The organism is Streptomyces graminilatus (genome assembly GCF_001418565.1).
GTDB classification, from domain to species: domain Bacteria; phylum Actinomycetota; class Actinomycetes; order Streptomycetales; family Streptomycetaceae; genus Streptomyces; species Streptomyces graminilatus.
The window spans coordinates 1-6,185 of record NZ_LIQQ01000065.1 but is presented as its reverse complement, the minus strand read 5'-3'; the positions used below and the strand labels follow the sequence as shown (position 1 = coordinate 6,185).

At 68.9% G+C, this 6,185-nt stretch carries 6 protein-coding genes and 1 pseudogene; 4 read left to right on the top strand and 3 right to left on the bottom strand.

Going from position 1 to position 6,185, the window contains the following annotated elements; all coding sequences use genetic code 11:
* Window positions 1-88: 88 nt before the first annotated feature.
* On the bottom strand, window positions 89-583 hold the full coding sequence (locus AOK08_RS07060) for an LURP-one-related/scramblase family protein (protein WP_055524585.1): 495 nt from the start codon (window positions 581-583) through the stop codon (window positions 89-91).
* Between the two features lie 179 nt (window positions 584-762).
* On the opposite strand from AOK08_RS07060, the pseudogene AOK08_RS44455 reads away from it, so the two are divergent.
* Both AOK08_RS44455 and AOK08_RS07055 read left to right on the top strand, forming a co-directional pair.
* Window positions 763-862 (top strand): annotated as a pseudogene (locus AOK08_RS44455) (IS481 family transposase); the annotation flags it as partial.
* A gap of 6 nt (window positions 863-868) precedes the next feature.
* The gene (locus AOK08_RS07055; protein WP_055524584.1) at window positions 869-1,261 is read left to right on the top strand and encodes a cupin domain-containing protein; all 393 of its coding nucleotides are present in this window, start codon (window positions 869-871) and stop codon (window positions 1,259-1,261) included.
* A gap of 31 nt (window positions 1,262-1,292) precedes the next feature.
* Here the strand turns inward: AOK08_RS07055 and AOK08_RS07050 are convergent, their stop codons facing one another.
* On the bottom strand, window positions 1,293-2,627 hold the full coding sequence (locus AOK08_RS07050; protein WP_055524583.1) for a M18 family aminopeptidase: 1,335 nt from the start codon (window positions 2,625-2,627) through the stop codon (window positions 1,293-1,295).
* A 290-nt stretch (window positions 2,628-2,917) separates the two neighbouring features.
* The gene (locus tag AOK08_RS07045; RefSeq protein WP_055524582.1) at window positions 2,918-4,744 is read right to left on the bottom strand and encodes an acyl-CoA dehydrogenase; all 1,827 of its coding nucleotides are present in this window, start codon (window positions 4,742-4,744) and stop codon (window positions 2,918-2,920) included.
* A 248-nt stretch (window positions 4,745-4,992) separates the two neighbouring features.
* Between AOK08_RS07045 and AOK08_RS07040 the strand changes: the two genes are divergently transcribed.
* Both AOK08_RS07040 and AOK08_RS07035 read left to right on the top strand, forming a co-directional pair.
* Window positions 4,993-5,463 carry an SseB family protein gene (locus tag AOK08_RS07040; RefSeq protein WP_055524581.1) on the top strand — a complete coding sequence of 157 codons (471 nt, stop codon included), beginning with the start codon at window positions 4,993-4,995 and terminating at the stop codon, window positions 5,461-5,463.
* Between the two features lie 236 nt (window positions 5,464-5,699).
* The coding region (locus AOK08_RS07035; RefSeq protein ID WP_422125725.1) for a YncE family protein at window positions 5,700-6,185 on the top strand (486 nt) is incomplete at its 3' end.

Sequence of the window (6,185 nt, the reverse complement as noted above, 5' to 3'; positions counted from 1 at the left end):
TCAATCGCCGGACGGGCTGGAAGGCGCCGGACGGGCCGGAAAGCGTGCCGAGACGGGTGGGTGGGCCGGAAACACCGCTGGGGTGCCCTCAGTCCCCCGCGCGGTCCTTCTCCGCCAGGTGGATCACGCAGACCGCGATCGCGATCAGGAGTGCCGGGTCCGCGTCCTCCCGTACGACGTCGACGCCGTAGGTCTCCCTGACGTGCAGCCAGCGGCGGGAGATCTGGGCGAGGAGTTCGCCGTCGTAGTCGACCGCGAACTCCCGGTCCAGGATCTTTCCGCTGACGTCCAGTTCCGTGCCGTCCACCAGTGACACCCGGTAGTGGTTGCGCAGCAGCGACAGGCGTTTGCGTCTGATCGTCGCCAACGGGTCGCCGTCCCGTTCGATCACCATCGTGTCCCGCAGGGCGAGCATCTTCTTGTGGATGTCGATCAGCACCCGCCCCTGGACGTCCTTCAGCTCGAAGGTGTCCCGCAGCCGCATCGCCTTGCCGTCGACCAGGTACACCTTGCGGCCGTGCTGGTCCTCGATCCAGTAGTCGTCGCCGATGCCGAGCAGCCGGTCGCGTACGAGGAATCTCATGTACTGACCGCTTCCCCGCCGGCCGTCCGCAAACGCCACCTGTAGGCCGAGAGGCCGAAGTCTGCCACCATCAGGGCGGCTGCCCGCGTAGGAGATGACATGACCCATGGATGAAATGGATGAAGCAGTAGCGTCGGCGTCGTCTTACCTCTGGCACCCCGTCAGCCACCTCGGCCGGCGAACGGGTCCTGGCCGACAACGCCTGGCCCTACCGCAAGAGCCTCGCCTGGCGCCAGGCCCTGGCCGACCTCGGCGCGGCCGGAAAACTCACCCGCCGATGGGTGCATGACAACGAAGCCCGTCTCCCTCGCCGTCGCCCTCGACTCCTTCTCCGCCCTGTGGAGCCCCCGCATTCTCACCACGGTCAACGACTACGACGTACGCGTCGCGAAGGTCGAGGGTGAGCATGTCTGGCACGTGCACGACAATACGGACGAGTTCTTCCTGGTCCTGGACGGTGAACTGCACATCGGTCTGCGGGAGCCGGCGGGCGAGCGCACGGTCGTCCTCCCGAAGGGCTCGGCCTTCACGGTGCCCCGTGGCACCGAGCACAAGCCGTACGCCCCGGTCCGCACCGAGATCCTCGTCCTCGAACCGACCGGCACGCTGACCGTGGGCGACCGCCACGACGACGTGCCCGGACATGTGGACGTCACGACAGGCCACGCCCTGTCGTAGACCACACTCTGTCGGCACGCCCTTCGTGGGGCTACCCCTCCAGGAACGCCACCAGCGCGTTGGCCAGCAGATGCGGGTCGTCGGCGCCGCACAACTCCCGCGCGCTGTGCATCGACAGGATCGCCACCCCGATGTCGACCGTCTTGATGCCGTGCCGCGCGGCGGTGATCGGGCCGATCGTCGTGCCGCAGGGCATGGAGTTGTTGGAGACGAAGTTCTGGAACGGCACCCCGGCCCGTTCGCAGGCCGCCGCCCAGACCGCGCGGCCCGAACCGTCCGTGGCGTAGCGGTTGTTGACGTTGACCTTGAGAATGGGGCCGCCGTTGACGCGCGGGTGGTGCGTCGGGTCGTGCCGCTCCGCGTAGTTGGGGTGGACGGCGTGACCCGTGTCCGAGGAGAGACAGACGGTGCCCGCGAACGCCCTCGCCCGGTCCTCGAACGACCCTCCGCGCGCGAACACCGAACGCTCCAGCACGCTGCCGAGCAGCGGCCCGTCCGCGCCCGTGTCGCTCTGCGAACCGTTCTCCTCGTGGTCGAAGGCCGCGAGGACCGGGATGTACGGCGGGGTCCGGTCGCCGGCGGCGGCGCCGGTGGCCACGGCCGCCAGGGCCGCCGTGGCGGCGTGCACGGACAGCAGGTTGTCCATGCGCGGACCGGCCACCAGTTCCCGGTCGCGGCCGAGGTACACGGGCGGTTCGATGGAGTGGACCATCAGGTCCCAGCCGGTGACCTCGCCCGGCGCGAGCCCGGACTCCTGTTCGAGGAAGGAGATCAGGTCGCCCTCGCGGACATCGTCCGACATGCCCCAGATCGGCTGGAGGTGGCGCTGCTTGTCCAGCTTCAGCCCGTCGGTGTTCACGGCCCGGTCGAGGTGGATGGCGAGCTGGGGAACCCGCATCAGCGGCCGGTCGATGTTCACCAGGCGCGAGGTGCCGTCCCGGAGGGTGAGGCGGCCCGCCAGACCGAGGTCGCGGTCGAGCCAGGAGTTGAGCAGCGGTCCGCCGTAGATCTCCACGGCGACCTGCCGCCAGCCGTGTCCGCCGAGGTCCGGCACCGGCTTGACGCGCAGGTTGGGGGAGTCGGTGTGGGCGCCGATGATCCGGAAGGGCGTGTGCGGTTCGGCGCCCTCGGGGACGTACCAGGCCACGATCGCGCCGCCGCGCAGCACGTACTTGCCGCCGCTCCCCGCCGTGGAGGCGGCCGATGTCTCCGCGTCCCAGGCGTCCGTCTCGGCGACCTGACGGAAGCCGGCCTTCTCCAGCCGCTCGGCGGTGTTCGCCACGGCGTGGTACGGCGACGGACTCGCCGCCAGGAATGACATCAAGTCGTCGGTGTGGCCGCGGTCGAAGCGGTGGGGTGCGCTCATGGGGTTCACCTTAACGACGTAATAGCGCCCGCTCCCTGGGATGGTGAGCGGGCTCTCGTAACGGGGATGTGAAGGCCGGACAACTGGCCGGTGGGTCAGTTATCGGACACCGGACGGACCGTGTCGTTGTGTCCTGGTTCAGCAGTACGGCGGCCCGCCCCGGACGTGGATCCGGTGCGGGCCGCCGTGCTTGGCCTGCCCTGGGGGAGGGAAGAGCCCGAGGTGCGAGTGGAGTGCGAGCGGGGTGCGCGAGGTGTGCCTCGTGCGCCGCTCGTGCCGCCTTCGCTCGCTCAGAAGGCCGCCTCGTCCAGCTCCATCAGGTCCAGGTCGACGCCCGCCGCGAGCTTGCGGGCCCCGGTGACGCCCGGGAGGACGTTGGCCGCGAAGAACTTCGCCGCCGCGATCTTGCCCGTGTAGAACGGGACGTCCTTCGCCGACGCCGTCCGGAGCTTCTCGGCGGCCACCGCGGCACCCTTGAGGAGCAGGTAGCCGACGACGACGTCGCCCGAGGCCATCAGCAGGCGGGTGGTGTTGAGGCCCACCTTGTAGATGTTCTTGACGTCCTGCTCGGTCGCCGCGAGGTCCGTCAGCATCAGGCCGACGATCGCCTCCAGCTCCACGGCCGCCTTGGCGAGCTGCTCGCGCGCCGTCGCCAGTTCCTCGCCGCCCGTGCCCGGCGCGAGGAACTTCTTGATGTCCTCGGCGAGGGAGTTGAGGGCCGCGCCCTGGTTGCGGACGATCTTCCGGAAGAAGAAGTCCTGGCCCTGGATCGCGGTCGTGCCCTCGTACAGGGTGTCGATCTTGGCGTCGCGGATGTACTGCTCGATCGGGTACTCCTGGAGGAACCCGGAGCCGCCGAAGGTCTGGAGCGACTGGGCGAGCTGCTCGTAGCCCTTCTCGGAGCCGTAGCCCTTCACGATCGGGAGCAGCAGGTCGTTCATGGCCTCCAGGGCGGCGGTGTCCTCACCGGCCGCCTCCTTGACCTGGATGTCGTCCTGGACGGCGGCCGTGTGGAGGACCAGCGCGCGCATGCCCTCGGCGTACGCCTTCTGCGTGATCAGCGAGCGGCGGACGTCCGGGTGGTGCGTGATGGTGACCTTGGGCGCCGTCTTGTCCATGAAGTTGGCGAGGTCCGGACCCTGGACGCGCTCCTTGGCGTACTCCAGGGCGTTGAGGTAGCCGGTCGACAGGGTCGAGATGGCCTTCGTGCCGACCATCATGCGGGCGAACTCGATGATCCGGAACATCTGGCGGATGCCGTCGTGCTTGTCACCGATCAGCCAGCCCTTGGCGGGGTGCCGGTCGCCGAAGGTCATCTCGCAGGTGTTGGAGGCCTTGAGGCCCATCTTGTGCTCGACGTTCGTCGCGTACACGCCGTTGCGCTCGCCCAGCTCGCCGGTCTCGAAGTCGAAGAGGAACTTCGGTACGAGGAAGAGGGACAGGCCCTTGGTGCCGGGGCCGTGGCCCTCGGGGCGCGCGAGGACGTAGTGGAGGATGTTCTCCTCCATGTCGTGCTCACCCGAGGTGATGAACCGCTTCACGCCCTCGATGTGCCAGGAGCCGTCCTCCTGCTGGACGGCCTTGGTGCGGCCGGCGCCCACGTCGGAGCCGGCGTCCGGCTCGGTGAGGACCATCGTGGAGCCCCAGGTCTTCTCGACCGCGATCTGGGCGATCTTCTTCTGTACGTCGTTGCCCTCGTCGAAGAGGATGCCGGCGAACGCCGGGCCGGACGCGTACATCCACACGGCCGGGTTCGAGCCGAGCAGCAGCTCCGCGTACGCCCAGATCAGGGAGCGCGGGGCGGTGGTGCCGCCGATCTCCTCGGGCAGGCCCAGGCGCCAGTACTCCGAGTCCATGAAGGCCTTGTAGCTCTTCTTGAAGGACGCCGGTACGGGCGCGGTGTTCGTCCCGGGGTCGAAGACGGGCGGGGTGCGGTCGCCGTCCGTGAAGGACTCCGCCAGCTCGTTCTCCGCGAGGCGGGTCAGCTCTTCGAGGATGCTCCTGGCGGTGTCCGTGTCCATCTCCGCGAACGGACCCGTGCCGTACAGCTTGTCGCGCCCGAGGACCTCGAAGAGGTTGAACTCGATGTCGCGGAGATTCGACTTGTAGTGCCCCATGGCGACTCCTCCGTAGAGAGATCGGCGAGGCACTCGCTCCTCGCACCTAATTCGTACTGGCTAGTAGCTATCTTCTCCCGATGATGCTACCCGTCGGTAATAAGGTGCAACCCCAACCGGTCATATGTGACGCGTTACGCGCGTGGGGCCCGGTGGACGCCCGTGATCGGTTCGCGAGCGGCCGGGGCGGCCCCTTCCGGTGCTCGGGGCGGCCCCTGATCCGCCGCTCGCTCGGTACCCTTGCGCCCATGTATGGATACGGCCAGCACAGCGACGGCAGTGCGGGGCAGCAGTACGCCCAGCCGCAGCAGCAGATGCCGGGCGGATACGGCCAGCAGCCGCCGCTGTACCCCGAGCCGTCGCCGCCGTCCCTCGCGGACGCGGTGCGCGCCTTCACCACGGGCTCACTGTCGGCCGAGGACTTCCAGCAGGTCTTCGCCACCTCGAAGGTGTACTGCCCGCGCGGTGACAACCCCGGGTTCCTGGCGCTGCACAACACCCAGCAGCCGGTGATCCCGATGTTCACCTCACTGAAGGAACTGCGCCGGTACGCCGGCAAGGAGTCCAAGTACTTCGTGATCACCGGCGCCGAGGTCATCGACCTGCTGCCCACGGGCTACGGCTTCGTCGTGGACATGGAGGGCGAGCACCGCATGGTGTTCGACGCGAAGGCGGTCGAGCAGATGGTGGAGTTCGCGATGCGCAGGATGTACGGCTGACGGAGGCCCTCCCCCCGGGCCCCCGGTCGCCGCGTGGTCCGCGTGGTCCGCGTGGTCCGGTGTGTCGGAAATGTCTTCCGTAAATATCTTCCGTGATTGTCACAGGCATGCCATAGGGTGACTTCTGGCAGCCGCGCCCCAACGACCACCGCCTCCGGCGGTCGCGCCTGGGTGTCGCGCGGCGCTCTCAGCTCCCGGTGATCCGGGTTCTCTCGTGGGGGTTCATCACTGTGCGCATGCGCAGCACTTCTACCGCGACGGCGCTCGCCGTCCTGTTCAGTTCGGTGGCGCTGAGCGTCGCCACCACCGGTCAGGCCTCGGCCGCCGCGGCCACCGTGCAGTCGCCCGGCGGCATCGTCGCGGACGGCGTCCTGAAGCGCGTGTTCGTCGGCGACAGCGGCAACGGCCGCGTAGTGGCGGCGAACTACTCGGGTGCCGTCGTCGACACCGTGGGGGGCCTCGGTTCGGTCGCCGACCTGGCGCTGTCCGACGACGGACACACCCTGTACGCGTCCCTGCCCGCCCGGCACCAGATCGTGGCCCTCGACCCGGCCACCCTGAACATCAGGGCCCGCTACGCGGTGCCCACCGACTTCGGCCCGGTCCACCTCGCCTTCGCCGGCGGCAAGCTCTGGTTCAGCTACGGCGACCAGTGGGACGGCAACCTGGGCTCGGTCGACCCGAACTGGACCGACACCCCGGCCCCGACGCCCACGCCCACC

What these genes read in the sequence shown, in the direction of transcription:
- AOK08_RS07060 (WP_055524585.1), bottom strand. Translation starts at nt 583, where the DNA reads ATGAGATTCCTCGTACGCGACCGGCTGCTCGGCATCGGCGACGACTAC.
- AOK08_RS07055 (WP_055524584.1), top strand. Translation starts at nt 869, where the DNA reads ATGACAACGAAGCCCGTCTCCCTCGCCGTCGCCCTCGACTCCTTCTCC.
- AOK08_RS07050 (WP_055524583.1), bottom strand. Translation starts at nt 2,627, where the DNA reads ATGAGCGCACCCCACCGCTTCGACCGCGGCCACACCGACGACTTGATG.
- AOK08_RS07045 (WP_055524582.1), bottom strand. Translation starts at nt 4,744, where the DNA reads ATGGGGCACTACAAGTCGAATCTCCGCGACATCGAGTTCAACCTCTTC.
- AOK08_RS07040 (WP_055524581.1), top strand. Translation starts at nt 4,993, where the DNA reads ATGTATGGATACGGCCAGCACAGCGACGGCAGTGCGGGGCAGCAGTAC.